Source organism: Sphingomonas sp. GW821-FHT10F11 (assembly GCF_058809095.1).
The window spans coordinates 1-732 of sequence record NZ_JBXASH010000022.1 but is presented as its reverse complement, the minus strand read 5'-3'; the positions used below and the strand labels follow the sequence as shown (position 1 = coordinate 732).

The following is a 732-nucleotide window of genomic DNA, read 5'->3' as shown; positions in this document are numbered from 1 at the left end:
CACCGTCCTCAACGCCATCATCCGGGACCAAAAACCATGGGCCAGCGCTTGACTGCCAAGACAGTCGCTCACCAACTCCGACTAGATCGCTGCGCTCTCAAGTCTTCGTATCCTCTCCCACTGGAGAGGAAGATGGATTCGTTTCTGGCGTGCCTGCTCTCCCAAAGGAGAGGAAATGGGGCTAGTCTTCGCTGCATGCCCGCCAAGCGCCTGACCCGGCTTGCCCGCGCGATGCGCGCCGACCCGACCGAGGCCGAACAGCGCCTGTGGCACTATCTCCGTAACCGGCAGGTCGAGGGCGCGAAGTTCCGTCGCCAGCAGCCGTCGAGCGGCGGTATCGGCGATTTCGTCTGCGAGCAGGCCAGGCTGGTCGTGGAGCTGGATGGCGGACAGCATTCGCCAGAGGCGGATGCACCACGAACGCGGTCCTTCGAGGCGAACGGCTATACCATCGTCCGTTTCTGGAACCATGATGTGCTGGCGAATGCCGAAGGCGTCGTCGAGGAAATCCGCGCCATGCTGAAGATGGCGCGGTCCTGATTCGTCTCAAATGGAGAGTCCGCTCCTGACTCCTCTCCAGTGGGAGAGGATACGGAGACTTGAGAGCGCAGCGATCTAGTCGGAGTTGGTGAGGGGCTCCGGGAGCTATCGAGAACTCCCGGAGCCCCTTGTAACTTACCTGACGCCGCATCTGCGATTATAAATGCAGGTGCGGTGGCAGGCGGGAGGCCG

General features: G+C 61.9%; 1 protein-coding gene. It reads left to right on the top strand.

From position 1 onward, the window contains the following. Nucleotides 1-195 precede the first annotated feature (195 nt). Entirely contained in the window at nt 196-540 is a 345-nt protein-coding gene (locus AC1RT8_RS24685) for an endonuclease domain-containing protein (RefSeq protein ID WP_493079209.1), read from the top strand. The last annotated feature ends 192 nt before the right edge of the window (nt 541-732 follow it).

Excerpts from the sequence above, each read along its gene's own strand:
- AC1RT8_RS24685 (WP_493079209.1), top strand. The coding sequence starts at position 196 with ATGCCCGCCAAGCGCCTGACCCGGCTTGCCCGCGCGATGCGCGCCGAC.